Origin of the sequence: Pedobacter miscanthi (assembly GCF_003315595.1) — a bacterium.
In the GTDB taxonomy this organism is placed as follows: domain Bacteria; phylum Bacteroidota; class Bacteroidia; order Sphingobacteriales; family Sphingobacteriaceae; genus Pedobacter; species Pedobacter miscanthi.
The window spans coordinates 230,315-256,168 of record NZ_QNQU01000008.1; the positions used below are offsets into that span (position 1 = coordinate 230,315).

23 protein-coding genes are annotated in these 25,854 nt (G+C 39.2%); 11 read left to right on the plus strand and 12 right to left on the minus strand.

The window, feature by feature from the left end; all coding sequences use genetic code 11:
- Nucleotides 1–3: 3 nt before the first annotated feature.
- The 3 genes from DRW42_RS11345 to DRW42_RS11355 all read right to left on the minus strand — a co-directional run bounded on the left by DRW42_RS11345 (nt 4) and on the right by DRW42_RS11355 (nt 2,491).
- Nucleotides 4–618: a bifunctional nuclease family protein gene (locus DRW42_RS11345; RefSeq protein WP_113948946.1), complete on the minus strand. Its 615-nt coding sequence runs from the start codon at nt 616–618 to the stop codon at nt 4–6.
- 57 nt (nt 619–675) lie between these two features.
- Entirely contained in the window at nt 676–1,644 is a 969-nt protein-coding gene (locus DRW42_RS11350; protein ID WP_113948947.1) for an electron transfer flavoprotein subunit alpha/FixB family protein, read from the minus strand.
- A 109-nt stretch (nt 1,645–1,753) separates the two neighbouring features.
- Complete coding sequence (locus tag DRW42_RS11355) at nt 1,754–2,491, minus strand: electron transfer flavoprotein subunit beta/FixA family protein (protein WP_113948948.1); 738 nt, start codon at nt 2,489–2,491, stop codon at nt 1,754–1,756.
- Nucleotides 2,492–2,619: 128 nt separating this feature from the next.
- On the opposite strand from DRW42_RS11355, the gene DRW42_RS11360 reads away from it, so the two are divergent.
- From DRW42_RS11360 to DRW42_RS11370, 3 genes are all read left to right on the plus strand, one after another.
- Nucleotides 2,620–2,955, plus strand: coding sequence for a tetratricopeptide repeat protein (locus DRW42_RS11360; protein WP_113948949.1), 336 nt, complete (start codon nt 2,620–2,622; stop codon nt 2,953–2,955).
- A 50-nt stretch (nt 2,956–3,005) separates the two neighbouring features.
- Nucleotides 3,006–4,223 carry a chromate efflux transporter gene (chrA, locus tag DRW42_RS11365; RefSeq protein ID WP_113948950.1) on the plus strand — a complete coding sequence of 406 codons (1,218 nt, stop codon included), beginning with the start codon at nt 3,006–3,008 and terminating at the stop codon, nt 4,221–4,223.
- Nucleotides 4,224–4,296: 73 nt separating this feature from the next.
- A complete protein-coding gene (locus DRW42_RS11370; RefSeq protein ID WP_113948951.1) occupies nt 4,297–4,914 on the plus strand; it encodes a porin family protein in 618 nt (205 codons plus the stop codon).
- Between the two features lie 67 nt (nt 4,915–4,981).
- On the opposite strand, the gene dnaB is transcribed toward DRW42_RS11370, so the two are convergent.
- Nucleotides 4,982–6,544: a replicative DNA helicase gene (gene dnaB, locus DRW42_RS11375; RefSeq protein WP_113948952.1), complete on the minus strand. Its 1,563-nt coding sequence runs from the start codon at nt 6,542–6,544 to the stop codon at nt 4,982–4,984.
- A gap of 200 nt (nt 6,545–6,744) precedes the next feature.
- Here dnaB and rlmB point away from each other — a divergent pair, with 200 nt between their 5' ends.
- The gene (gene rlmB, locus DRW42_RS11380) at nt 6,745–7,512 is read left to right on the plus strand and encodes a 23S rRNA (guanosine(2251)-2'-O)-methyltransferase RlmB (RefSeq protein WP_113948953.1); all 768 of its coding nucleotides are present in this window, start codon (nt 6,745–6,747) and stop codon (nt 7,510–7,512) included.
- A gap of 302 nt (nt 7,513–7,814) precedes the next feature.
- Here rlmB and DRW42_RS11385 read toward each other — a convergent pair whose 3' ends face one another.
- Together DRW42_RS11385 and DRW42_RS11390 are read right to left on the minus strand one after the other, a co-directional pair.
- A complete protein-coding gene (locus tag DRW42_RS11385) occupies nt 7,815–8,906 on the minus strand; it encodes a mannose-1-phosphate guanylyltransferase (protein ID WP_113948954.1) in 1,092 nt (363 codons plus the stop codon).
- 15 nt (nt 8,907–8,921) lie between these two features.
- Complete coding sequence (locus DRW42_RS11390) at nt 8,922–9,890, minus strand: KpsF/GutQ family sugar-phosphate isomerase (protein ID WP_113948955.1); 969 nt, start codon at nt 9,888–9,890, stop codon at nt 8,922–8,924.
- A gap of 91 nt (nt 9,891–9,981) precedes the next feature.
- On the opposite strand from DRW42_RS11390, the gene recQ reads away from it, so the two are divergent.
- From recQ to DRW42_RS11405, 3 genes are all read left to right on the plus strand, one after another.
- Nucleotides 9,982–12,171 carry a DNA helicase RecQ gene (recQ, locus tag DRW42_RS11395; RefSeq protein WP_113948956.1) on the plus strand — a complete coding sequence of 730 codons (2,190 nt, stop codon included), beginning with the start codon at nt 9,982–9,984 and terminating at the stop codon, nt 12,169–12,171.
- Nucleotides 12,172–12,293: 122 nt separating this feature from the next.
- A complete protein-coding gene (kdsA, locus tag DRW42_RS11400; protein WP_113948957.1) occupies nt 12,294–13,106 on the plus strand; it encodes a 3-deoxy-8-phosphooctulonate synthase in 813 nt (270 codons plus the stop codon).
- A gap of 2 nt (nt 13,107–13,108) precedes the next feature.
- A complete protein-coding gene (locus tag DRW42_RS11405; protein ID WP_113948958.1) occupies nt 13,109–13,825 on the plus strand; it encodes a YqjF family protein in 717 nt (238 codons plus the stop codon).
- A gap of 199 nt (nt 13,826–14,024) precedes the next feature.
- Here the strand turns inward: DRW42_RS11405 and DRW42_RS11410 are convergent, their stop codons facing one another.
- On the minus strand, nt 14,025–15,911 hold the full coding sequence (locus DRW42_RS11410; protein WP_113948959.1) for an OmpA family protein: 1,887 nt from the start codon (nt 15,909–15,911) through the stop codon (nt 14,025–14,027).
- A gap of 37 nt (nt 15,912–15,948) precedes the next feature.
- Nucleotides 15,949–16,572 carry a 7-carboxy-7-deazaguanine synthase QueE gene (locus DRW42_RS11415; RefSeq protein WP_113948960.1) on the minus strand — a complete coding sequence of 208 codons (624 nt, stop codon included), beginning with the start codon at nt 16,570–16,572 and terminating at the stop codon, nt 15,949–15,951.
- Between the two features lie 107 nt (nt 16,573–16,679).
- Between DRW42_RS11415 and DRW42_RS11420 the strand changes: the two genes are divergently transcribed.
- Complete coding sequence (locus DRW42_RS11420) at nt 16,680–17,015, plus strand: Rieske (2Fe-2S) protein (RefSeq protein ID WP_113948961.1); 336 nt, start codon at nt 16,680–16,682, stop codon at nt 17,013–17,015.
- Nucleotides 17,016–17,423: 408 nt separating this feature from the next.
- Here the strand turns inward: DRW42_RS11420 and DRW42_RS11425 are convergent, their stop codons facing one another.
- From DRW42_RS11425 to DRW42_RS11440, 4 genes are all read right to left on the minus strand, one after another.
- Nucleotides 17,424–18,305 (minus strand): bifunctional 5,10-methylenetetrahydrofolate dehydrogenase/5,10-methenyltetrahydrofolate cyclohydrolase, encoded by an 882-nt coding sequence (locus DRW42_RS11425; RefSeq protein WP_113948962.1) that lies wholly within the window; start codon nt 18,303–18,305, stop codon nt 17,424–17,426.
- Between the two features lie 80 nt (nt 18,306–18,385).
- Nucleotides 18,386–20,173: a translation elongation factor 4 gene (lepA, locus tag DRW42_RS11430; RefSeq protein ID WP_113948963.1), complete on the minus strand. Its 1,788-nt coding sequence runs from the start codon at nt 20,171–20,173 to the stop codon at nt 18,386–18,388.
- Nucleotides 20,174–20,358: 185 nt separating this feature from the next.
- Entirely contained in the window at nt 20,359–21,783 is a 1,425-nt protein-coding gene (locus tag DRW42_RS11435; protein ID WP_113948964.1) for an MATE family efflux transporter, read from the minus strand.
- A gap of 360 nt (nt 21,784–22,143) precedes the next feature.
- Entirely contained in the window at nt 22,144–22,563 is a 420-nt protein-coding gene (locus tag DRW42_RS11440; RefSeq protein WP_113948965.1) for an acyl-CoA thioesterase, read from the minus strand.
- Between the two features lie 69 nt (nt 22,564–22,632).
- Here DRW42_RS11440 and DRW42_RS11445 point away from each other — a divergent pair, with 69 nt between their 5' ends.
- The 3 genes from DRW42_RS11445 (at nt 22,633) to pnp (ending at nt 25,728) form a co-directional block, all read left to right on the plus strand.
- Nucleotides 22,633–22,836 carry a hypothetical protein gene (locus DRW42_RS11445; RefSeq protein WP_113948966.1) on the plus strand — a complete coding sequence of 68 codons (204 nt, stop codon included), beginning with the start codon at nt 22,633–22,635 and terminating at the stop codon, nt 22,834–22,836.
- A 297-nt stretch (nt 22,837–23,133) separates the two neighbouring features.
- Nucleotides 23,134–23,418 (plus strand): 30S ribosomal protein S15, encoded by a 285-nt coding sequence (gene rpsO, locus DRW42_RS11450; RefSeq protein ID WP_025146265.1) that lies wholly within the window; start codon nt 23,134–23,136, stop codon nt 23,416–23,418.
- Nucleotides 23,419–23,592: 174 nt separating this feature from the next.
- Complete coding sequence (gene pnp / locus DRW42_RS11455; protein WP_113948967.1) at nt 23,593–25,728, plus strand: polyribonucleotide nucleotidyltransferase; 2,136 nt, start codon at nt 23,593–23,595, stop codon at nt 25,726–25,728.
- Nucleotides 25,729–25,854 lie beyond the last annotated feature (126 nt).

The following is a 25,854-nucleotide window of genomic DNA, read 5'->3' on the forward strand; positions in this document are numbered from 1 at the left end:
GAATTAAGACGTTCCGCGTTTATTTAACTCGTCGCGTAACCTGGCTGCTTTCTCGTAAGCTTCCTCGGCAATAGCTTCCTGCAGTTTTTGCTGTAACTCTTCTAAAGTAAGATCTCCAAATCCCTGGGCTTTGCTTGCACTTGGTAACGCGTCGGCTTCGGGTTCTTTGGTTAAAGATTCCATATTTTCAAGGAAAAGGAAATCATTTCCTTCGATTACAATCCCTGCTGAAGCAAGGATAAATTCATAGGTATAAATCATGGCATTAAACCTAACGGCCAATGCAATGGCATCAGAGGTACGGGCATCAATTTCGTGGGTGTTTTTGCCATCACTGGCAATCAGCTTTGCGTAGAAAACACCGTCAACCAGATTGTAAATGATAATTTCCTGAATATTAATATGAAAAGTATCAGCCATCGATTTAAAAAGATCGTGTGTTAATGGCCTGCTGGGAGTCATTTTCTCAATTTCTATCGCAATGGCCTGTGCCTCAAAGGCTCCGATGATGATTGGCAAACGGCGACGGCCATTTACTTCACCTAAAACAAGGGCATAAGCACCAGATTGAGTCTGGCTGTAAGATAAACCTACAATATCTAATTTTACTTTTTTCATATCCGTTTTTCAAAACCTCGCAGGTTTTCGAAACCTGCGAGGTTTGAAGGTTTATTTTTATCCCTTATGGGCTTTTAATGCTTCGATTAATTTTGGTACCACTTCAAAAGCATCACCAACGATTCCGTAATCTGCCACTTTAAAGAAAGGTGCTTCAGGATCTTTATTAATTACAACAATAACTTTTGATGAGCTTACACCGGCTAAATGCTGGATAGCACCGGAAATACCGATCGCGATGTATAAATTAGGACTGATGGCAATACCGGTTTGACCAACGTGTTCTGAATGTGGCCTCCAGTCTGCATCAGAAACCGGTTTAGAACAAGCTGTAGCTGCACCCAATAAACCGGCAAGCTCTTCAATCATTCCCCAGTTTTCAGGACCCTTTAAACCTCTGCCTGCTGATACCACCAATTCTGCATCAGGTAACGAAACTTTATCGGTTGCCCTTACAATATCTTTAATCACAGTACCTAAATCCGATTGTTTAATATCAGCACTGAAAGTTTCGATAGCAGCATCAGTTGCATTTTCTTTAACACCAAAAGCATTTGGATTTAAAGCGATTACTTTATTTGCAGAAGTTAATTCGGTAATGGCAAATGCTTTACCAGAAAAAGCAGTTTTCTTTACTGCAAATTTACCATCGGTGCTTGGCAATTCAACCGCACCATCTGCTAAACCAGCTTTAAGTTTTACGGCAATGCGCGGTGCTAAACCTTTACCTGAGAAGGAGTTGGATAAAACAACAATATCAGCACCTTCTTTTTCGGCAGCAGCCGCAATAACACTTGCATAAGCCTGGTTAACAAAGGTTTTTAACTGATCGGCACTAACATTTAATACTTTAGATGCACCGTATTTTCCTAATTCCTTTAATTCACCTTCAGCAACATCGCCAATTGAAATAGCGGTTAAGTTGGTTGATTGTTGGTCGGCAATGGCTTTGGCGTAAGAAACCGCTTCAAAAACAGATTTCTTGAATTTACCTTCAGCCTGTTCTACATATACTAATACTGACATATATTTACCCCTAAATCCCCTGAAGGGGACTTTTTATTTTATAATGAAATTAATTCTATTTATTATCTCTTTATTATTAAACAACTGGAAATTGAAAATTGCCAACTACTTATATCACTTTAGCTTCGCTGTGAAGTAGACTAATTAACGATTCTGTTTGATCGGCAGGAATTAACTTAACGGTACCACGTGGTGCTGGGGTTTCGTATTTGGTTACTTTGCTCACTTCTTCAATTGCCACTGCATCAAGAACAGCCAGTGGTTTTGTTCTTGCACTCATAATACCACGCATGTTGGGGATTTTTGGTTCGGCCACGCCTTCTGCGCAGCTGGCAATAAACTTACCCGAAACGGTTAATACTTCTTTACCCCCTTCAATTTCCCTTTCGATTGTAGCGGTATCGCCTTCGATGTTTAATTTTTTAATGATTGATACCGATGGGATATCTAAAAATTCGCCAACCATGGCCGCAACCTGGTTACCGTTATAATCGATAGATTCGCGACCTGTTAAAATAATATCGAAATCTTTGTCTTTAGCATATTCAGCAATCTGTTTAGCTACAAAATAAGCATCCCGTGGTGCTGCATTAACGCGTACCGCATCATCCGCACCAATAGCCAAAGCTTTTCTGATGGTTGGATCGTTGGCTGCTTCGCCTACATTGATTACCGTTACTGTTCCTTTACCACCTTCAGTTAGCTCAATAGCCCTTGATAATGCAATTTCATCATAAGGATTAACAATATATTGCACACCTGCTGTATTGAATTCGGTATTATCATTAGTAAAAGTTATTTTTGTCGTCGTGTCTGGCACGTTACTGATACAAACTAATATTTTCATATTTTAATAGTGGTTTTTATTTAATGAACGATCCGGAACTAAAATTGTTCGTTGCCGATCGGTTCATATATGATATTATTATTATATAGGTCTTTCTGCAAATTTAATTAAAAAAGCAAGGAAATAAAATGTCATCTACCCGTTTAAGCAAGTTATTGGAATTTTTGGAAAGCGATCCTAACGATCCGTTTATACTATATGCCTTAGCCACAGAGTATAACAACCTAAATGATAAAGAAAAAGCTTATTCTTTTTACCTTCAGTTAACGGATAAACATCCTGATTATGTAGGAACTTATTATCATTTGGGCAAGTTGCTGGAAAAAGACGGAGAAAAAGAGAAAGCAATCGAAACTTATCAGAAGGGAATGCAGGTTGCCCGTAATAAACGCGACATGCACGCTTTTTCTGAATTACAGGGCGCCTATAATTCGGCCGCAGGATTAGAATACGAAGATGATTAGGTCAGTTCTCCATTGGCAGTTTTCAGTTAACAGTTATTAGTCTTGAATTAATGCAAAGCAAACCCATCGCTGCTAAAAGGCAGTGGCTCTTTATCCGGAATGTAATCTTTTTTACCTTCACCTCCTTTGGTGGCGCGCAGGCACACCTGGCATTATTATTAAAATATTTTGTTCAAAGTACAAAGTTTATCTCAGAAGAAGAACTTTTGGAGCTTAATGCGCTTGCACAGGTATTACCCGGACCGGCATCTACGCAAACATTGGTAGGCATAGCCTGGAAAGTAGGTAAACTAAAACTGGCCATCATTACCTTTCTGATCTGGATTTTACCAACTGCGGCAATTATGACCTTTGCAGCCATTAGTTATGCCTTGCTTGATCAGAAACAGAAGTTTAATGATATTTTAGAATACATCCAGCCCATAGCTTTGGGTATTGTTGCTTACGGTGCATGGAAATTGGGAAGAAAGGTTTTATCCTCGCAGGTATCAATCTTTCTCGCCATTGCATCTGTAATTATCACTTTGGTTTTGAGAAATGCTTATGTTTTCCCACTGTCGATTTTGATTGGCGGTATGATTTCATCCGCTATAGAAACGCCAAAGGAAGAAACCGAACTAAGGGTTAAACTTTTTTCGAATATCAATCCTAAAAAACTGATTTACTTTTTGGGCGCTTTACTCTTGTTTGCATTGGTTGGTGCCATTATTAACAGAACATCTCCTTTTAGTCTGCCTATCCGTTTACTGGAAAACTTTTACCGTAACGGTATCCTGGTATTTGGTGGCGGACAGGTTTTAGTTCCTTTGATGTTTACCGAGTTTGTAGAGATGAAACATTATTTGCCATCATCCGGTTTTTTATCTGGTTTTGCCCTGCAACAGGCTTTGCCCGGACCTACATTTTCATTCACCAGTTATCTTGGTGCCTTGAGTATGAAAAATTTCGGTTATGGTTTATGGGGGCAGATTTTAGGAGGATTAATCGGGGTAATCGGCATCAATTTACCGGGATTAATCCTCGTATTATTTATTGTTCCTTTCTGGGATGACCTGAAAAAGATTTCGAGGATTCGCCATAGTCTTTCTGGCATCAATGCCGTAAGTGTGGGTTTTATTATTGCTGCATTTGTACTTTTATTAATCCCGATGGGCTTTAACTGGCTGTTTTTGGGGATTATGTTAGCTACCTTTTTACTGCTTAATTTTACAAAAGTAAGTCCGCCTATTATTGTTTTGGCTGGAATTTTACTTGCTTACATTTTTTAATTATTCCTTAGCTGGTTTTTTATTAAAGAAGATTTAGTTATATCTTCGGCAAATTTTAAAATCAGATAAATTTATGAGGAAACTATTAACGCTTCTATTATTAAGCGGGCTTGGGGTAACTGCCCATGCCCAGGAAAAGAACAGTTTTGAGCTAGGCTTGCATGTGGGCTATAATGCAGCTACGGTATCTACCAGTAATCAAACCAATAGTGATTTCAGGAGTGGCTTTAATCTAACCGCTGTAGGTGATTATTTCTTTTCAGACAGGTGGAGTATCAAAGCTAAAATCGGTTATGACCAAAAGGGCTGGGATAACGGTTATTTAATAAATTTAGATAATGGGCAAACTTTTAATACCAATTACGAGATTAACTACCTCACTATTCCGGTAATGGCCAACTGGCATTTTGGAAAGAAAAGAAACTGGTATTTAAACTTTGGACCTTATTTTGGTATTTTATTGGATGCGAAGGAAACAAAATTCAATACAGATCTAAAAGATTTTATACACAACAGGGATATCGGTGTTGATTTGGGTATTGGTGTGAAATTACCAATAGCAAATAAATTAAAAGTATTACTGGAGGTTGATGGTCAATCGGGTATTACTGATTTGTTTAAACAAAATCAGGGATATAGGATTAGAACAGGAAGATCAAGCGTTAATGCTGGTCTACTTTATAATTTGTAGGAAATTCCATTAAATAAAAAATGTCCCGATTTTCATCGGGACATTTTTTATTATAAATCTATTTTTATTAAAACGGTGGATCGTCATCATTATAATCGTCCATTTTGGAAGGACGGATAATTACGTTGCTCTGTTTTTCAAAATCCTGTGAAGGGTACATTCCAGCAGAAGGATCAGCAGCGAACGAATTTGGCGGTGCATTAAAATCATCTTCAAGATCCTGGAATTTAACAAATTTACCTACGAATTTAAGTGGTACAATTCCGGTTTCACCGTTACGGTGTTTTGCAATGATTACCTCACCGATACCCGCCTGCGATCTTCCCTGTTCATCTTCAGTAATACCATAATATTCAGGACGGTAAAGGAACAATACCATATCCGCATCCTGCTCAATAGATCCCGATTCACGCAAATCGGATAACATCGGCCTTTTTCCCTGTAAACCCGGTCTGCTCTCCACCGCACGACTTAACTGCGAAAGTGCAAGTACGGGAACATCGAGCTCTTTTGCTACTGATTTTAGTGCCCTCGAGATACTACCGATTTCCTGCTCACGGTTACCACCACCTTTTCCTTCGCCCTTACCATGCATTAACTGCAAGTAATCGACAATTACCAACTGGATATCGTACTGCGATTTTAACCTACGGCATTTTGCCCTGAATTCGAATATATTTAGTGCCGGGGTATCATCAATTAACAGGGGAGCTTCGGTTAAGCGGCCAATTTTACTGTGCAACTGTTGCCATTCCCATTCCTGTAAATTTCCTTTCCTGATTTTTTCCTGCTCAATTTCGGCTTCCCCGGAAATTAAACGATTCACCAACTGAACAGACGACATCTCGAGTGAAAATACTACGGTTGGCTTTGCAAAATCAACTGTGGCATTACGCGCACAGGTAAGTACGAATGCCGTTTTTCCCATCGCCGGACGGGCCGCGATAATTACCAAATCCTGTTTTTGCCAGCCACCGGTAATCCGATCTAACCCGGTAAAACCCGTAGGTACACCCGTTAAACCATCTGTTTTGGTACGGAGTTCTTCGAGTGTGGCTAAAGATTGCTTAATGATATCGTCCATTTTCTGGGTATCTCTACGCAAGTTGTTCTGGGCAATCTCAAAAAGTCCTTTTTCGGCCTGATCCAATAAGTCGAAAATATCTGTAGTATCTTCATAAGCATTGGTAATAATTTCGGTCGAAATCCTGATCAGTTCACGCTGGATGTATTTTTGGGAAATAATCCTGGCATGGAATTCAATATTGGCTGCCGATGCAACACGGTTGGTTAAGTGAGTAATGTAATAGGCACCGCCTACCATTTCTAACGAGCCCATGGTACGCAACTCGGCAGTTACGGTTAAAATATCTACAGGTTTCGATTTCTGGAATAAAATATGGATGGCTTCAAAAATCTTTTGATGTGCATCATTATAGAATACTTCAGGCTTTAAAACATCAATTACCGCAGATAACGCATCTTTTTCGAGCATCAATGCACCTAAAACGGCTTCTTCAAGGTCTAATGCCTGTGGTGGGATCTTCCCCTGTGAACTGATTGTATTACTTAACCTGCTTTTTCTAGCAGTCATACTGTTCTTTCCGCCTTGTTCATTATCGATACTCATAGCACAAAAGTAAACAAAAGTTGAGCGGATTGTTTGAATTAGTTCCTACATGTTGTTAACAAATTGATTTTGGCCAGATTAGATTTTTAAGGGCTTTTTGCCCGATCGTTAAAATTTTTAAACAATTAAATGTTAATAAGGAGAATATAGATTAGGGCTAAAACATTTATTTGAATACTTTTGCCTAACAATTTCAAAACATGGATAATTTTAGAAGACCGCAACGCGCAAAAGAGAATAACGAGTTTATATTTGGCATCAGGGCCGTAATAGAAGCCGTTAAAGCTGGAAGAGATATTGAGACTATTTACCAGCAACGCGGTTTGGGCGGAGAATTGTTTCTGGAATTAAAAGCACTTCTAAAAGACACGTTGATCCCTTTAAATTCAGTTCCGGTTGAGAAATTGAACCGGATGTCGCAGAAAAACCATCAGGGAGTAATTGCGGTAATTTCACCAATTACCTATCAGAATATTGAAGATATCATACCAACAATTTTCGAAAAAGGAGAGGTGCCATTAATTTTGGTTCTGGATAGTGTAACCGATGTTCGTAACATGGGCGCAATTGCCCGTACGGCTGCCTGTGTAGGTGTTCATGCTATTGTAGTGCCTTTAAAAAATGCCGCTCAGATTAATGCCGATGCGATAAAAACATCTGCCGGGGCTTTATTCAGCATTCCGATCTGCCGTCATGCCAATTTGCATAAAACCTGTCTGTTTTTACAGGAAAGCGGTTTGCAGATTGTAGCCTGTACCGAAAAAACAAATGATTTTATTTATGCGCCCGATTATACCATGCCAACGGCAATTGTAATGGGATCAGAAGATGAAGGGATTTCTAACGAACTTTTACGTGTGGCCGATCACCTGGCTAAAATACCAATGGCAGGTAAAATTGAGTCGCTTAATGTTTCGGTTGCTGCTGGTGTAATTTTGTACGAAGCCATCAGACAAAGGGGGATGTAAAATGGAAGATGTAAGACGGATGATGGAAGTCGCAATATCCAATCTTCAATGACCAATAGCGAGTTCGTTAGAAAAAATTATCGATAAACCTTAATGCCCTTAATTTCTTAATGGTCAGATTATTGAATATGCAAAATGTAAGAGAAAAGATGGATAATGGTATTAAAACGCATAAAAAATCCATGTAATCATCTAATCTATGCAATCACCCGCGAAGCGAAAAAAGGCATAAAATAGAAAATGTAAGATGGATAATCTGCAACTACGCTACATCATCCATCTTACATCTCACCTCATCCATTCTAAATAAATTTATTGCCGAAACGTGATTTAACTTCTGCAACAAATTCTTTAACCCGCTGTTCTTCGTTACGTGGGCAGATCATCAGCATATTATTGTTCTCTACCACAATATAATCGTGCAGTCCTTGTAAAATCACCAATTTATCTTTCGGCACGTTAACCATACAGTTAGACGAATCGAACATGATTACCTGTTCTGAAGGAATAACCGCATTACCAACGTAATCTTTCTCGGCCATTTCGTAAATAGAAGCCCAGGTGCCTAGGTCCGACCATCCAAAATCAGAAGGCAATACATATACATTCTCTGCTTTTTCCATAATTCCGAAATCAATCGAAATATTGGTGCATTGGAAATAAGCGTTATTGATAAATTCTTTTTCGCCGGCACCATTCAGTTCTGATCTACCGATATTAAATATCTCGTACATATCAGGCAAATGCTTTTCAAAAGCACTTAAAATCGCTTTGGCCGACCAGATAAATATGCCTGCATTCCAAAGGAAATCGCCGCTTTGTAAAAATGATTTGGCCAGCTCCAGATTTGGTTTTTCGGTAAAAGTTTTAACCTTATGCAGGTCGGTATCGGTATTAAGCACATAATCAGTATGCTGGATATACCCATAGCCGGTATCCGGACGGTTGGGTTTAATGCCCAGCGTGATTAAACAATCGTTTTTAGAAGCTGCATCCAGTGATTGCTCAATCGATTCTACAAAACCATCAATATTGGCAATGGTATGATCGGAAGGCGCTACAACAATCGTTGCATTAGGATTTAACTGGGCAATTTTTAAACTTCCATAAGCAATACAAGGTGCTGTATTCCTCATTAAAGGCTCTGCCAAAATCTGGTTATCCGATAGTTGAGGTAACTGTTCTTTAATTAAATCCGAGTATATTTCGTTGGTAACGATAAATATATTTTCTGGTGGACAGATATTTAAAAATCTTTCGTAAGTGCTCTGAATAAGGGTTTTGCCTACACCAAAAAAATCGATAAACTGTTTTGGATATTCTGTTCTGCTTACTGGCCAAAAGCGGCTTCCGACGCCGCCAGCCATAATTAATGCATAATAATTTTTATTCATTTTTTATTTTAAAAATTACACTATGCCTTCGTTGAGGAGATCGTGTAAATGGATAATGCCAAAGTAAGTATTTTGTTCTAGAACTAACAACTGGGTAATGTTATTTTGTTTAATTATATCTAAAGCTTCAACTGCCAAAGCATCAAATTGAATACTTTTTGGCGTTCTGCCCATAATGTCTTCCGCTTTTAAACCAGCTATAGAATCGTTGTTTTCCAGCATCCTTCTAATATCACCGTCGGTAATTACACCCAATACCTGGTTAGCTGCATCAACAACAGCAACAGCACCCAAACGGTTTTTACTAATTTCAATCAGTACATCCTTTACCGATGCCGATGGAGAAATAGAGGGTTTTTCGTTCGATAATGCCAAATCCCGGGCTTTTAAATAAAGTTTTTTACCGAGAGAGCCACCCGGGTGGTATTTTGCAAAATCAGCTTCGTTAAATTCCCTGCACTCTAACAGGCAAATGGCCAATGCATCGCCAAGGGCCAATTGTGCTGTTGTACTGGTTGTGGGTGCTAGATTATGCGGACAAGCTTCTTTTTCGAATGAAGTGTTTAAGATCAGGTCGGCCTGTTCTGCCAGAAAAGAATTTAACTCACCAACCATACCGATTAACAGATTGTTGGATGTTTTAAGCAGCGGAACCAGAACCTTAATTTCGGGTGTATTTCCGCTTTTCGACAGGCAGATCACAATATCATCCACCTGGATCATACCCAAATCGCCATGAATGGCATCGGCAGCATGCATAAAAATAGCCGGCGTGCCTGTTGAATTAAAAGTAGCCACCATTTTTTGGGCAATAATGGCACTTTTTCCTATACCTGTTACAATTACACGTCCTTTACCCTCCAAAATGCTCAGCACGATTTTTTCAAAATCGTTATTGATATTTCTGGCAACATTTAATATTGCTGCTGCTTCGAGCTCTAAAGTGCTTATAGCCGACTGAATTATTGATTTTTTACTTTTCAAAGAGAAAATAATTGTCTGTTAATACTTGAAATTCTTGTAAAATTATGTTATTTTGGATAGAAAAATAGCATCGCATATTTTATTACACAAAATGGACGTGAAAAAGTCGTTATTTGATAACCTCCAAAATTTCTTCGGGTTTGATAATTTCAAGGGTGATCAAGAGTCGATCATTACAAATATTTTAGAAGGCAATAATACTTTCGTGATTATGCCAACAGGTGGAGGGAAGTCTATTTGCTATCAGTTGCCCGCTTTAATGAGTGAGGGAACAGCAATTGTGATTTCGCCGCTAATCGCATTAATGAAAAACCAGGTAGACCAGTTAAGGGCTTTTGGTGGGAATGACAGTATTGCACATTTTCTTAATTCATCCCTAAATAAATCTGAAATTACCCAGGTTAAATCTGATCTTTTAAGCGGTCAGACCAAATTATTGTATGTTGCACCCGAATCGTTGGCGAAACAGGATAATATTGAATTTTTAAACCTGATTAAAATCTCTTTTGTTGCCGTTGATGAAGCACATTGTATTTCTGAATGGGGACACGATTTCAGACCGGAATACCGCAAAATCAAGCAGGTTATTGCTGGTTTAGGTAATAATATTCCAATTATAGCACTTACCGCTACAGCTACGCCAAAAGTGCAGCAGGATATTATGAAAAACCTGGGGATGACTGAGGCTACGCTGTTCAAATCTTCATTTAACAGGCCAAACCTGTTTTACGAAATCCGTCCCAAGCGTGATATTACCAAAGAAATCATCAAATACATTAAATCGAATCCGGGCAAATCGGGGATTATTTATTGCCTCAGCCGTAAAAAAGTAGAGGAAGTTGCCGAAGCCTTAAACCTTAACGGAATCAGTGCTTTGCCTTATCACGCGGGTTTAGATCCCAAAGTGCGGGCCGAAACGCAGGATAAATTTTTGATGGAAGATGCCGAGGTTATTGTGGCCACCATTGCCTTTGGTATGGGGATCGATAAACCGGATGTACGTTTTGTAATCCACCACGATGTGCCAAAGAGTATGGAAGGTTACTACCAGGAAACAGGCAGGGCCGGACGTGATGGTGGGGAAGGTGTATGTATTGCTTTTTACTCGCAAAAAGATGTAGATAAGCTGGCTAAGTTTATGAAAGATAAACCGGTTTCGGAACGCGAAATTGGTACGCAGATACTAAAAGAAGTAATCGATTATGCTGAGTCTGGCGTTTGCCGACGTAAGCAGATTCTTCACTATTTTGGCGAAAACTTTAACGAAACTGGCTGTAATTGCATGTGCGATAATTGCAAAAAGCCTAAAAAACAGTTTGATGCTGAAAATCAGTTATCCACTTTATTAAAGTTTATAGAAAAATCCGGCGAAAAATTTGACGACGCTCATTTGTTAAACGTTTTTCTGGGTTTAGAAACCGCTCAAACCATTGCCTACGAGCACAGTAAAGTGCCTGAATTTGGAATTGGTAAGGAAGATGGCGAGTTGATGTGGAAATCAATCATCCGCCAGGCTGTTTTAAACAACTATCTATATAAGGATATCGATAACTATGGTTTACTAAAATTAACCAAGCAGGGCAGAGATTTTATCGTAAATCCGTACAGCCTTAAATTTATATTAAACGAGCCGATAGAAAGTGGTGCTGATGACGATGATGATGATGTAAAACAGGGCACCGGCGCTTTAGATACTCATTTGTTATCGCTGCTTAAAGATCTCCGCAAGAAAATTGCTAAGCAGAAAAGCGTACCACCATTTGTAGTTTTTCAGGATCCGTCTTTAGAGGAAATGTGTACACATTATCCGATTACGATGGAAGAACTCCGCCAGATTTCTGGTGTGGGTTCAGGTAAGGCAATGAAATTTGGTACGCCTTTTATCGAGCTGATCAAAAAATATGTCGAGGATAACGATATCGAACGCCCGATTGACCTGATTATCAAAACCCAGGCCAATAAATCGCAGATGAAGGTTTCGATTATCCAGAATATCGACAGGCAGATCGGTTTAGAGGATATTGCTGATTCGAAAGGTATCACCTACGAAGAAATACTCAAAGAAGTCGAATCTATTGTTAACTCCGGTACCAAACTGAACCTGAATTATTTCATTGATGAAGTGATTGATGACGATCGTCAGGATGAAGTTTTCGATTATTTCAGGGCTGCTGAAAGCGATTCTATCGACGATGCGCTGAATGAACTCGGCGAAACAGACTATACCCGCGAAGAAATTCAACTGATGCGGATTAAATTTATGTCAGAACTAGGGAATTGATGTAAGATGGGAGAGGTAAGATGGATGATGTATCCGGTTATTTTTCCCATCATGCGTTTCACATTTTCCGTCATCCATTTTCCATAATACATTATTCTTCCATTTTACATCTTCCATTATCCATGCTTAACTATTTAGATAAATTAAAAAATACAGATTCAGGAAATTTCTTTTTAATGGCTGGCCCCTGCGCTATTGAAGGCGAGGATATTGCCATGAGGATTGCTGAAAAAATTATAGCCATTACCGATAAACTACAGATTCCATATATTTTTAAAGGTTCTTATCGTAAGGCCAATAGAAGTAAAGGAAGTTCCTTTACCGGTATTGGTGATGAAAAAGCTTTACGTATTTTAGAACGTATAGGAAGAGAATTCGGTGTGCCAACCGTTACCGATATCCACGAAAGTGGTGAGGCTGCAATGGCTGCAGCTTATGTAGATGTACTGCAGATCCCTGCATTTTTATGTCGCCAGACTGATTTATTGATTGCCGCTGCCGAAACCGGAAAAGTGGTAAACGTTAAAAAAGGCCAGTTCCTTTCTGCAGGTTCGATGAAATTTGCTGTTGAAAAAGTAAAAGAAGCCGGAAACGATAAAGTAATTTTAACCGATAGGGGTAATACCTTTGGTTATCAGGATCTGATTGTGGATTACCGTGGTTTGCCTGAAATGCAAAGTTTCGGCGTGCCGGTAGTGATGGATTGTACTCACTCGCTGCAACAACCTAATCAAAGTAGTGGCGTTACCGGTGGTAAACCTGAATTGATTTCGACAATCGCCAAAGCTGCCATTGCGGTAGGTGCAGATGGTTTATTTATTGAAACACACCCTGATCCGGCCAATGCAAAATCAGACGGTGCCAATATGTTGCACCTGGATTTACTGGAAGAAACATTAACAAAACTGATCAGGATCAGACAAGCCATACTGTAATTTTGAGCAGCCCGAAAGTATTTCTCACTGCCGGATGGCGAAAACTCGCTTTGGCGCAGTATGCGGTAGATAAAGAAATACTTTCTAAATATCTTCCACCGTATACTGTACTGGATGACTGGCAGGGCAAATATTATGTGAGTTTGGTCGGTTTTATGTTTGTTGATGTGAAACTACTGGGTTTCAATATACCTTTCCATACCAATTTCGAAGAGGTTAATCTAAGGTTCTACGTCAAATTTAAAGATGGTGATACCTGGAAACGTGGTGTAGTATTTATTAAAGAATTTGTGCCTAAACCAGCCATTACCTTTGTTGCCAATACCATTTACAAAGAAAATTACCAAACATTCCCGATGAAACATGTTTGGATTGAACAAGGGCACCAGCTCGAAGTAGATTATTTGTGGAAGAACAAAAACTGGCATAATTTTTCAGTCACTGCTGCTTCAAAAGCTGAAGAAATTCTAACCGGTAGTGAAGAAGAATTTATTACCGAACATTATTGGGGTTATACCAAAATCGGAGCGAACAGAACATCCGAATATGGCGTGGAGCATCCACGCTGGCAAGTTTATCCGGTGAAAGACTATACAATAAATGTTGATTTCGTAATTAATTACGGAAGTGATTTTGCTTTTTTAAATGAAGCTAAACCCGATTCTGTATTCCTGGCAGAAGGATCGGAAATCAGGGTATTAAAAGGGAAGAAATTTTAGTTGCTATTACTTAGCAATCGTCATCTCGACCGTAGCGGAGAGATCCACAGTAGATTTCTCCCTGCCCGTAGCAGGCGGGCATTTCGCTTTGCTCCAGTCGAAATGACGACTTTTTTTATAGCATGATGGATTCTGAAACAAGTTCAGAATGACGGATCACATTAGTCCTATAGGTTGGTGTCTCACCAACCGGAATAATCTAAACCTTTGTAATCACAAACGATGTTCTCCGGTTATTTTTCCTCCCCAATTCTGTTTTATTATCTGCGATCGGTTTACTGGCTCCAAAACCCTTAAAAGTAAGTCTTTTAGCATCAATGCTGTTTTTAACCAAATATTCGTAAACGGCGTTCGCACGGTTAAAGGATAGCTTCTGGTTTAGTTTATCATCGCCAACATTATCGGTATGCCCCTGGATTTCGATCTGAACAGTTTCATTTTGATGGAGAAAATCAATCAGCAGATCCAGTTCTCGGATTGAGGCTGGTAAAAGGTTAAATTTATTGGTGTCGAAGAATATATTCCTTAAAGTAACATTACCGCCCTGCTTAATTTTTTCGATATAAACTTCAATCTGGTAAGGTTTATTGATGTCGCCACTTTTAAGCTCGAAGTTTTCAGAATAAAACATATAACCTTCGGCATTTACATTAAACAGGTAATCGCTACCAACGGGCATTACAGCTAAAAACTGACCGGTTTCGGGATCGGTATAGTCATCGAAAACAGTTTTATTGGTCTTTAGGTCAACTACCTGTACATTGCTTTCTATCGTTTTTTTGGTGTCTTTATCTCTAACAATTCCCTTTACATAAGAAACTTTTAACGGTTTTGCCGATTCCGGTATGCCAAAACTATAAATATCCTGCAAACCAAAGCCGCCTTTCAAATTTGAGGAGAAGAGTCCGAAATTTCCATCAGCGCTTACTACCAAACCACTTTCATCTTCAAAAGAATTGATCGGGTAGCCGATATTAACTGGTTTCTGCCATTTTCCGTCATTATCCATGCGGCTATAAAAGATATCTTTATTCCCGAAGCCAGGCCAGCCATCCGAAGAAAAATACAAAGTTTTCCCATCTGCATGCAGAAAAGGAGTGTTTTCATCGTAAATGGTATTGATATCGGGGCCGAGGTTAACTGCAGGTCCCCATTTTGCATCATCAGTAATGGTGCTTTTCCAGATATCGTAACCACCAGATCCACCCGGACGGTTACTGATAAAGTACAAGGTTCTCCCATCAGGACTAATTGCAGGCTGCGATTCCCAATATTCAGAATTAACAGGTTTACCTATATTATAAGGTTCGCCCCAGTCTTTTCCTTCGCGGTGCGAAACATAAATATCACACCTGCCCAAGCCATCAGGACGGTTACAACCGGTAAAAAAAAGATATTTACCATCTGGCGAAATGGTTTGTGCTCCTTCATTGTACCGGGCTGTATTAATCTTACTGGATAAGGGCGTAGCGACCTCCCATTTATTATTTTTAAATTGAGATGTCCAGAAATCTTCATTTCCATTAACCTGGCGTGTAAAAACCAAAGTTTCACCATCGGCAGTCAGAGCCGGAAAATATTCGGCATCTGTGGTATTTACACCATCACCCAAATTGGTTGGACTATATTTTACAGGCTTTTTTATTGCTGCAGATGCAAAATCGCAATCTAAAAGATATTTTTTTGCTTTTTTAGCACGATCAGATGAATTATCAAGCCCCAGAAATTCCTCAAAATGTTGTTTTGCTTTTGTATGGTCTTGTGTTGCAAATTCCGTTTCGGCCAAACCGTATATTACGGCAGGAGCAACGGTTTTATTGATCAGCATGGCTCTTTCGTAAGCTGCTTTTGCTTCAGGATATTTTTTTTCTAATTTATAAACACTCCCCAATGCGATATAGGCATTCTGGAACAAAGGATCCGCGTCAACAGCACTTTTTAATGCCTGCTCTGCACCTGCATAATCCAGCTTATCAATCAGCGGACCTGCTTTCTCAAAAAAAGACTGTGCCTTTTTGTTTGTAGAACTTTGCCCGAAACAATAAATGCTGATGATGCTAAATAAGAGGAACAGGTAGATTTTCATTACATTAACATTTGGTTATAAAGCTAATGTATTGTTTTTAAGGAATATTTAAAAATTTGTGCGTTTGTAATGAAATTTCCCATTTGGGGTTTGCCATTACATACTCGATAATTAACGGGGTAATTTCTTTCGATTTAGACCACTCCGGCTGAAGATACAATTTGCAGGTTGGCGATACCATTGCGGCATATTCTTCGGCCCATTTAAAATCACTTTTATTAAAAACAATTACCTTTAATTCGTGCGCAAAAGGCGTAATATCTGGCCTTGGGGCTTTAAATTTCTTTGGTGATAAACAGATCCAGTCCCAGTTGCCGGATAATGGGTAAGCTCCGGAAGTTTCAATAAAAGTTAAAATTCCTATTTCCTTTAATTTATTGGTCAGGTAATCCAGGTTATAGATCAATGGCTCACCTCCGGTAATCACTACAGCTTTACCTGGAAATTGATCGGCATTTTCTACGATTACATCGGCATGGGTAAGCGGGTGCATTTCGGCATCCCAGCTTTCTTTCACATCGCACCAGTGGCAACCTACATCGCAACCTCCCAGGCGGATAAAATATGCTGCTTTACCTGTATTAAATCCTTCGCCCTGTATGGTGTAAAATTCTTCCATTAAAGGAAGTAATGTGCCGTCTTCTGGTATATCCTGTTTCATTTTTGAGGATGCAAATATCCTAAAAAAATATGGTGATGTGGTTCCTCTTTCGAAATTTAATGGAAAGATGAAATAATAGTGATATTTATTTGCCGTATTTTAGCATAATGAAGTGGTTTAAAGCGCTAAATAACAATCAGATTCCCCGTGCCGATGTAATTAAGACCATCGAGGTTAACGGAAAACAGATCTGTCTGATCAATAATGAAGACAAAATTATCGCCACTCAGTCGCATTGTCCGCATGCGGGCGGCCATTTTAGTGGGGGCTGGTGCAAAAACGGGAACCTGGTTTGCCCGATCCACCGGTATGAATATAGTTTAAGCACAGGAAGAGGCGCAGAAGGGCAGGGCGACTATATCAATATTTATCCTACTGAATTACGTGAAGATGGATTATATATCGGTTTTGAGGAGACCTGGTGGAGTAAATTGTGGAGTTGATTGGGTTAACTGGTTAATTGTTTACCCTTCGACTACGCTCAGGGGGGTAACTGTGGCCTAGCGATTGTTTATTCTCAATTCCTAATTTNGTAACTGTGGCCTAGCGATTGTTTATTCTCAATTCCTAATTTATTGGTTTACTTATCATTAGTTCACTGAATTAATCGGTTAACTGTTTTCAAACGCTAAATTAAAAAAACGTCATCTCGACCGGAGCATCGCGAAGCGGAGAGATCTATTTGTTTATCTTCCAACATAAAAGATCCTTCACTGCGTTCAGGATGACAGAATAAGCTATTCTTAGTGTCTTTGTGCCTTCGTGGTGTAATAGAAAGTAGAGGCCAAAAAAAAGCGATCCAATTATGAACCGCTTTCGATACTTTAGTCTTTAAGCTTTCGCCTTTGGTCTTAAGAATATATTTCTTTCCTGGCCGATGCCAATGTGTTTTTCAATAAGCCAACAATCGTCATTAAACCAACGCCACCCGGAACAGGGGTGATGTAAGATGCTTTTGGAGCTACATTTTCGAAATCTACGTCGCCATATAATTTAAAGCCAGATTTTGTTTCAGTAGAGTTTTCGCGGTTAATACCCACGTCGATAATAATTGCGCCAGGTTTAACCATGTCAGCTGTAACAAAATTCTTTTTACCAATTGCAGCAATTACAATATCGGCTTGCAGAACCTGTTCTTTTAAATCTTTGGTACGCGAGTGCGTAAGCGTTACGGTGCAATTGCCTGGATTAGCATTACGGGCCATTAAAATGCTCATCGGACTACCTACAATGTTACTTCTGCCAACCACAACGCAGTGCATCCCGGTAGTATCAATGCCATATTCCTGCAACATCAATAAGATTCCATAGGGTGTAGCAGGGATAAAGCAGGGAAGATTACGCATCATTCTGCCCAAATTTACCGGGTGAAAACCGTCAACATCTTTACGGTGATCAATTGTTTCGGTTACTTTTTCGGGATCAATATGTTTTGGTAAAGGCAACTGAACAATTAATCCATCTACATCATCATCCTGATTAATTTCTTCAATTTTAGCCAGTAATTCTGCTTCGGTTACTGAATTATCGTAGCGGTGAAGCGAAGATTTAAAGCCTACTTTTTCGCAGTTTTTCATCTTGCTGGCCACATAAGTTTCGCTACCACCATCATTACCAACTAAAATGGCAACTAAATGTGGCTTGCGACCTGTTTTATTTAAAAATTCTGCAGCTTCTTCTGCAATCTGAACTTTAACTTTTTCTGATAAGTATTTACCGTCTAGTAATTTCATGTTTAAATATCGAGGTATCAAGTATTAAGTATCAAGATTACAATTGCTTGCTACTTGATACTCAAATCTTGAGTCTATTTTTAATCTAATTTCAAAACCGCCATAAATGCCGTCTGTGGAATTTCTACGTTACCCACCTGGCGCATGCGTTTTTTACCTTTTTTCTGTTTTTCCAATAACTTACGCTTACGGGAAATATCACCACCATAACATTTTGCGGTTACATCTTTACGTAGAGCACTCAATGTTTCGCGGGCAATAACTTTAGCACCGATTGATGCCTGAATTTTGATTTCGAACTGTTGGCGTGGAATCAGTTCCTTTAATTTCTCGCAGATTTTCTTTCCAAAATCGTAAGCATTGCTACGATGGATCAATGATGATAAAGCATCAACAGGTTCATCATTAATCAACATATCTAAACGAACCAAATCCGATTTGCGGTAACCAACCTGATGGTAATCGAATGATGCATAACCTTTAGAAATTGTTTTCAGTTTATCATAAAAATCGAATACAATTTCGCCCATTGGCATTTCGAAAACCAATTCTACACGATCCGATGTTAAGTATGATTGATTTACAATTGTTCCCCTTTTCTGAATACAAAGTGACATTACCGGACCAACAAAATCAGCTTTAGTAATGATGTTAGCTTTAATATAAGGCTCTTCAACCGAATCCAGTTTACTCGGGTCAGGCAGATCAGATGGATTGTTTACAAAAATTTCGACACCTTTGGTTGTATGCGCAATGTACGATACGTTGGGAACGGTTGTTATTACCGTCATATCAAATTCGCGCTCCAAACGTTCCTGGATAATTTCCATGTGCAGCATGCCAAGGAAACCGCAACGGAAACCGAAACCAAGTGCCGCAGAACTTTCAGGTTCGAAAACAATAGAAGCATCGTTGAGCTGCAATTTGTGCATCGCTTCGCGTAATTCTTCAAATTCATCGGTATCAACAGGATAAATACCGGCAAAAACCATTGGTTTTACCTCTTCAAATCCTTGAATGGCATCTAATGATGGTCTTGCAGTAGTAGTAATCGTATCACCAACTTTTACTTCACGGGCTTCTTTAATACCTGAGATAATGTAACCTACATCTCCGGTTTTAACTACGCTCCGTGGCGCCATATCGAGTTTTAAAATCCCTACTTCGTCAGCAAGATATTCTTTTCCGGTGTTGATGAATTTTACTTTATCGCCTTTTTTGATTTCGCCGTTTACAACTTTATAGTAAGCAATAATACCCCTGAACGAGTTAAAAACAGAATCGAAAATCAAAGCCTGTAAAGGTGCTTCCGGATCGCCAACAGGGGCGGGAACACGATCTACAATAGCCTGGATAATATCAGGTATTCCCATTCCGGTTTTACCTGATGCCGGGATAATATCTTCCCTTTTACAGCCGATCAAATCGATAATCTGGTCTTTTACTTCCTCTGGCATGGCACCAGGTAAGTCCATTTTATTTAAAATCGGGATAATTTCGAGGTCGTGCTCTAAAGCTAAATAAAGGTTAGAAATGGTTTGCGCCTGGATACCCTGAGAAGCATCAACAATCAACAATGCACCTTCGCAGGCCGCAATTGAACGCGAAACTTCGTAAGAAAAATCTACGTGCCCCGGAGTATCGATCAGATTGAAATTGTATTCGATATCACCAACTTTATAGTTCATTTGTATGGCATGACTTTTAATCGTTATGCCCCGCTCGCGCTCCAAATCCATATTATCGAGCAATTGCGCCTGCGCTTCACGCTGCGAAATCGTCGCTGTATATTCTAATAACCTATCAGCCAGGGTACTTTTACCATGGTCGATATGTGCAATAATGCAAAAATTACGTATATGCTTCATCTTTGCGCAAAGATATGCTTTTTAATGGAAAATGTAAGTGGGAAAATGGAATGCTGCAACGGCTGAATTTTTATCTTTTTGGAAAGTAAAAACAGTGGTTGTTCAGCTGCAGCATTCCTGCTTTAAACTTTACCCTATTTAATCAATGGGCTTCCGACGTGAAGTTGGAAGCTACAGTTAAAAAATTAAACTTTGATTTTCTTCCATTTCCCCTTTTTAAACAGGATGAATGCGGCTATTGCAATTCCTGCTTCTGCAGTTGGGATGGCGATAAAAACGCCTGTTGGTCCCATTTCCATATATTTTGCCAAAAAGTAAGCAAAAGGAATCTGGAACAGCCAAAATGCAAATACATTTATTTTAGTTGGTGTCCAGGTATCGCCTGCACCATTAAATGCACTCGTAAATACCATACCTGCCCCATAAATAACAAAACCACCACTCATAATTTTAAGTGCGCGGCTCGCTACTTTAATCACGTCCTGATCTTCAGTAAAAAATGCCGCAAAAAATTGTCCGCAGGTTAAAAACAGTATACTTACCACTGCCATAAAAATAACTGTATATTTCATGGTCTGAAAAACAGATTTCTCGGCACGTTCGGCACTTCCTGCGCCGAGGTTTTGCCCAACCAATGTTGCTGCTGCATTACTCAACCCCCAGGCAGGCAACATAAAAAACATCATTAATCTCAACGAAGTTTGGTAACCTGCAGAGCCATGGTCTCCACCTGTTTTAGCTACCAATTGTGCTAAAAACACCCAGCTACAACTCGCAATAACAAACTGTAAAACACCAGGTGCCGCAATTTTAACAATGGCTTTTATTTGCTCCCATTCGGGAATAAGGAAGCTTAGCCTGATTTTTAGGGTGTTTTTGGCATTGAACAAATGGTAAATCTGATAACTTACGCCAAGTCCGCGGCCAATGGTGGTGGCAATAGCTGCACCTGTTAAACCAAATGCCGGCACCGGACCAAAACCATTAATGAAAATAGGGCAGAGGATAATGTTTGCAATATTTGCGATCCATAAACTGCGCATGGCAATGGCAGCATTACCGGCACCTCTGAATATTCCATTAATCAGAAACAGCAATACAATAATAATGCTACCGCCCATCATAATGCGGACGAATGTAACACCGTGGTCTGCCGTTTCGTTTGATGCCCCCATGATCAATAAAATATCGCGTGCATAAATTAAACCTGCAATGCTAATCATCAGGTTAATAATCACGGCAATGATGACGGTCTGCATCCCGGCTTTGCCTGCTGCTTCAGGATTTTTTTCTCCAACTCTGCGAGCAACAACTGCTGTTGCGGCCATACTTAAACCAATAGCTAAGGAATAAATAATGGTTAAAACCGATTCGGTTAAACCAACGGTTTGTATGGCATGACTACTATTTTCCAAATGGCCGACAAAGTATAAATCAACCAAGGCAAATACCGATTCCATGGCCATTTCCAACATCATCGGGATAGCTAGTAAAACAATTGCTCGTTGGATACTGATAGAGGTGAGGTCAACTTCGTGACCTTTTAAAGATTGGCCGAGGATACCGAAAAATGACGATAATTTGCCCTTTGTCTTTGTAGACTGTGACATATAATATAGATAAAATGTAATGTATAAACCAAATGATCCGCAGTTAAGCGAACATACCTAAAATTGAAATGGAGGGAATCCTCGGTTGTTTAGAACCTCAAACGGATTGCAGATACTATCATGGCTCTGGTCTTATTGATAGACCAAATATAGAGAAAATTTTTAATTGTCAAGTTTTGATGACTAATTTTTGTGAAAGTGATTAAGTTTTTAGCTGCCAATTAAGGGTTTGCCTTTAATCTGGTCTTCGCGTCTTGCTAAGACCCATTTTTATATGGTACATGTTTGCCACGGAGACAAGTAACTCACTGATTTATAATCTTCTCAATCGGTGTAATCCTCAAACAGGTGTATTACCTTCTATATGCTGTAGGCTTTAATCATTTCTTCGGTAACTTTTGTGCCTTTGCTGGTGTTCAAATCTATAAGCACATAATCAAAAACACCATCCGAAGCTACTTTTCCAGTTTTCTGGTTGATAATTTCAAACTGAACAGAGCAGCCTTTATCGTTCATGGTCAGAATTCCGGTGCGGATGAGCATTAAATCGTTCATTAACAGCGGGCGTTTGAAATTGATATTCACATGGCTTACCACCCAGCCTAAACCTTGTTTGGTAAAATGTTCCCAGGGCATACCATAAAACTTTTCCATCTGCTCATAACGCGCAGCCAGTACATAATCTAAATATTTACTATTGTGCACATGGTTAAACATATCGATATCATCCGGACGGACACGTAATTCACTTTCGAAAATGCTGTATTGATTCTTTTCCAAGGGTAAATGTTTTAGGCAAAAGTATGCAATTGTATATTTTTATTGCTCTTTTTTCGTATTTTTGATGAAATGGGAAAACTCAAATTATATGATATCAATACTTCACGCGAAACAATTGTGGAGGAACGTGATGCTGTTTATTTGAGCCGCACCCCTGAGCAACGCTTTTTTGGTGTTTTGCAACTCAACCACATTTCAGTTACCATGAATGGTGGCCAGCCTTTAAAATCACCGCAGGGCAAAGGGCTTGTAATACGCAAGCCAGCCATATAATTTGCTTTATGTCTTTTGATAAAGAAATGAAGGCTTAATGTTTTGTTTCAATAATTTGATTTTTTGCCTCGTCTGATGTGATCGTCATGCTGAATTTATTTCAGCATCTTTCTAGCATGATAGACCCTGAAATAAATTCAGGGTGACGGCCACAATATTTAGGCGATCAATAAAATCTTTAAACGTAATTATTGATTGAATCCTTGCTAATAAAAACACTCTCTTGCTTTTAACCAAAAATAACCTTATCTTTGCGCCACAATTAATTAATTTATTTGCTTTAATATTATTCAAGAAATGTATTTAAGTCCAGAAAAGAAAGCCGAAATCTTTAAACAACACGGCGAAGTAGAAACCAATACTGGTTCTGCAGAAGGTCAGGTAGCGTTATTTACATACCGTATTGCGCACTTAACAGAACACTTAAAGAAAAACCGTAAGGATTTTTCTACTCAGTTGTCACTTCAAAAATTGGTAGGTAAACGCCGCGGTATTTTGGCTTACCTATACAAAAAAGATATTGAGCGCTATCGTGCTATCATCAAAGCTTTATCGCTTCGTGATATCATTAAACAAAAATAAGCGAATTTTATCAGCGAAAGCCATTCTTCAGGGAGTGGCTTTTTACTTTCCTGTTATTTTTTTAACGGGATTTGTTATAGATAGGCTTTTTTAATCTATCTTCGTTTGCAAAAACAAAAACATATATAAACAACGGTGTGTAGAAAGAGGAAAACACACCATAATTCTAATTAAATGAATGTAATAAAAAAATCGTTCGATTTGGGCGATGGCAGAATTGTAGAAATTGAAACAGGTAAACTGGCGAAACAAGCTGATGGTTCGGTAGTAGTGAAAATGGGCGATACCATGTTGCTTGCAACTGTAGTATCAACCGTTGGTGCAAAACCAGGAACCGATTTTTTACCTTTATCGGTTGATTATCAGGAAAAATATGCGGCAACCGGCCGTATCCCAGGAGGATTTTTACGTCGCGAGGCAAGATTATCTGATTACGAAGTATTAATTTCACGTTTGGTAGACAGGGCTTTACGTCCACAGTTCCCGTCTGATTATCACTCTGATACCCAGGTGATGATTTCATTAATCTCTGCTGATAAAAATATCATGCCTGATTGTTTGGCAGGTTTAGCGGCCTCAGCTGCATTATCAGTATCTGATATTCCTTTCAACGGTCCTATTTCTGAGGTGCGTGTGGCTAAAATTGATGGTAAATTGGTAATCAATCCTTTCGCCAGCGATTTAGAGCGTGCTACACTCGAATTTATGGTTGCAGGTTCTGCCAACGATATCTGTATGGTAGAAGGTGAGTGCGATGAGATCCAGGAAGATGAAATGGTTGAGGCTTTAAAATTTGCACATGATGCAATTAAAGTTCAATGCGCTGTTCAGGTTGAATTAACCGAAGCTACAGGCAAAACCGTAAAACGCGAATATAGCCACGAAGACCATGATGCTGATTTAAAAGCTAAAGTTTACGCTGATACTTATGATAAAGTTTATGCTGTAGCAAAAGCTGGTGGCAATAAAGATGTGCGTAAAGAAGGTTTTACAGCTATTATTAACGAATTCTTCGAGGCAATGCCAGAAGATACTGCTGATTTAACAAAAGCAATGGCTAAACATTATTACCATGATGTTCAGTACGATGCAATCAGAAATTTATTGCTGGATGAAGGCATCCGTTTAGATGGCCGTCAAACTACGCAAATCCGCCCAATCTGGAGCGAAGTTGGTTATTTACCTGCTGCACACGGTTCGGCGGTATTTACACGTGGCGAAACCCAATCATTAACTTCGGTTACTTTAGGTAGCAAAGATGATGAGCAGATGATTGATGGTGCTTTCTTTAACGGTTACCAGAAATTCTTATTGCACTATAACTTCCCGGGTTTCTCAACAGGAGAGGTTAGACCGAACAGGGGTGCTGGCCGTCGCGAAATTGGTCACGGTAACCTGGCTCAACGTTCGTTGAAAAAAGTATTACCACAGGGCGAGGCAAATCCTTATACAATCCGTGTAGTTTCTGATATTTTAGAATCTAACGGTTCATCATCAATGGCAACTGTTTGTGCTGGTACATTGGCACTTATGGATGCTGGTATTAAAATCAAAGCACCGGTTTCGGGTATCGCAATGGGTTTAATCACCGACGAGAAAACCGGTAAATATGCAATCCTTTCTGATATTTTAGGTGATGAAGATCATTTAGGTGATATGGATTTTAAAGTAACAGGTACTGAAAATGGTATTGTTGCCTGTCAGATGGACTTAAAAATCAACGGATTATCATACGAAGTATTAACTAAAGCTTTATTACAGGCTAAAGAAGGTCGTTTGCACATCTTAAACGAGATGAAGAAAACCATCAGCAGCCCGAATGAAGATTACAAACCACATGCACCACGCATTGTTTCTTTAACTATCGATAAAGAATTTATCGGTGCAATTATCGGCCCTGGAGGTAAAATTATCCAGGAAATGCAACGCGAAACCGGCGCTTCAATCTCTATCGAAGAAGTTGATGGCAAAGGAATTGTAGAAGTATTTGCTGATAACAAAGCTTCAATCGATGCAGCAGTTACCCGTATCCGTAATATCGTTGCCAAACCAGAAATTGGTGAGGTTTACCAGGGTAAAGTAAAATCAATTATGCCATTTGGTGCATTTGTTGAGGTGATGCCAGGTAAAGATGGTTTATTACACATCTCTGAAATTTCATGGGAACGTTTAGAAACTATGGACGGTGTATTAAAAGAAGGTGATAAAATCGAAGTTAAATTATTAGACATCGATAAACAGGGTAAAATGAAGCTTTCTCGTAAAGTTTTATTGCCAAGACCTGAAAAACCGGCAGCGCCACAGGCATAGAAAAAGTCCGAGGTCGGAGGTCCGATGTCGGGAGATATATAAACCCTTTCAGTTCTACTGGAAGGGTTTTTTGTTGACATAAATATTAACTTCATGTTTATAACTAAAAATTTTCGCAGTTCTTTT

Bases quoted from the DNA above. Each gene is read 5' to 3' on its own strand.
- kdsA (WP_113948957.1), top strand. From the start codon at position 12,294: ATGCTTAACTATTTAGATAAATTAAAAAATACAGATTCAGGAAATTTC.
- chrA (WP_113948950.1), top strand. From the start codon at position 3,006: ATGCAAAGCAAACCCATCGCTGCTAAAAGGCAGTGGCTCTTTATCCGG.
- DRW42_RS11415 (WP_113948960.1), bottom strand. From the start codon at position 16,572: ATGAAACAGGATATACCAGAAGACGGCACATTACTTCCTTTAATGGAA.
- DRW42_RS11350 (WP_113948947.1), bottom strand. From the start codon at position 1,644: ATGTCAGTATTAGTATATGTAGAACAGGCTGAAGGTAAATTCAAGAAA.
- DRW42_RS11425 (WP_113948962.1), bottom strand. From the start codon at position 18,305: ATGAAATTACTAGACGGTAAATACTTATCAGAAAAAGTTAAAGTTCAG.
- DRW42_RS11370 (WP_113948951.1), top strand. From the start codon at position 4,297: ATGAGGAAACTATTAACGCTTCTATTATTAAGCGGGCTTGGGGTAACT.
- DRW42_RS11360 (WP_113948949.1), top strand. From the start codon at position 2,620: ATGTCATCTACCCGTTTAAGCAAGTTATTGGAATTTTTGGAAAGCGAT.
- DRW42_RS11435 (WP_113948964.1), bottom strand. From the start codon at position 21,783: ATGTCACAGTCTACAAAGACAAAGGGCAAATTATCGTCATTTTTCGGT.
- DRW42_RS11355 (WP_113948948.1), bottom strand. From the start codon at position 2,491: ATGAAAATATTAGTTTGTATCAGTAACGTGCCAGACACGACGACAAAA.
- DRW42_RS11385 (WP_113948954.1), bottom strand. From the start codon at position 8,906: ATGAATAAAAATTATTATGCATTAATTATGGCTGGCGGCGTCGGAAGC.
- DRW42_RS11420 (WP_113948961.1), top strand. From the start codon at position 16,680: ATGAAGTGGTTTAAAGCGCTAAATAACAATCAGATTCCCCGTGCCGAT.
- rlmB (WP_113948953.1), top strand. From the start codon at position 6,745: ATGGATAATTTTAGAAGACCGCAACGCGCAAAAGAGAATAACGAGTTT.
- DRW42_RS11345 (WP_113948946.1), bottom strand. From the start codon at position 618: ATGAAAAAAGTAAAATTAGATATTGTAGGTTTATCTTACAGCCAGACT.
- rpsO (WP_025146265.1), top strand. From the start codon at position 23,134: ATGTATTTAAGTCCAGAAAAGAAAGCCGAAATCTTTAAACAACACGGC.
- DRW42_RS11445 (WP_113948966.1), top strand. From the start codon at position 22,633: ATGGGAAAACTCAAATTATATGATATCAATACTTCACGCGAAACAATT.
- DRW42_RS11410 (WP_113948959.1), bottom strand. From the start codon at position 15,911: ATGAAAATCTACCTGTTCCTCTTATTTAGCATCATCAGCATTTATTGT.
- recQ (WP_113948956.1), top strand. From the start codon at position 9,982: ATGGACGTGAAAAAGTCGTTATTTGATAACCTCCAAAATTTCTTCGGG.
- lepA (WP_113948963.1), bottom strand. From the start codon at position 20,173: ATGAAGCATATACGTAATTTTTGCATTATTGCACATATCGACCATGGT.
- dnaB (WP_113948952.1), bottom strand. From the start codon at position 6,544: ATGAGTATCGATAATGAACAAGGCGGAAAGAACAGTATGACTGCTAGA.
- pnp (WP_113948967.1), top strand. From the start codon at position 23,593: ATGAATGTAATAAAAAAATCGTTCGATTTGGGCGATGGCAGAATTGTA.